Genomic DNA, 592 nt, shown 5'->3' on the forward strand with positions numbered 1-592 from the left:
GCCTACGACGCGTCGGACCGCTTGATCGAAGAAAAACGCATCGACCAGCTGACCCGCGAGTTCAGCTACAACCTGGGCGGGCACCTGACGCGTGTCGACGAAACCGGCTACGGCGAACGCGCCGAACGACCGCAACGCACTACCGAATTCGAACGCGACAGCATTGGCCGGTTGCTGTCCAAGCTCAACGCCGATGCACGACAGGATTACGCCTACGACGATGGCGACCGCTTGCTGTCCATCGAGCGTCTTCCGACAGCCAGTGGTAGGAAACTCGGCGTCAGCGAAGAACAACTCGAATTTGCCTACGACCTGCTGGGCCGCCTGATCAAGGAGACCACGGCGCAAGGTGAATTGACCTACGAATACGACCCGCTGAGCAACCTGACCACCCTGACACTGCCCACCGGCCAACACCTCAATCACCTGTACTACGGCAGCGGTCACCTGCACCAACTCAACCTCGACGGCCAGCTGATCAGCGACATGGAACGCGACGACCTGCACCGCGAGGTCTACCGTTCCCAGGGCCAACTGACCAGTTGCTTCGGCTACGACGCCATGGGCCGCAAGAGTTGGCAGTTCGCCTCGA

At 61.0% G+C, this 592-nt stretch carries 1 pseudogene; it reads left to right on the forward strand.

Features of this window, described 5'->3' with window-relative positions:
- Positions 1 to 592 (forward strand): annotated as a pseudogene (locus tag AC3WQN_RS25460) (type IV secretion protein Rhs); the annotation flags it as partial.

It is taken from the genome of Pseudomonas sp. FW300-N1A1, assembly GCF_058789115.1.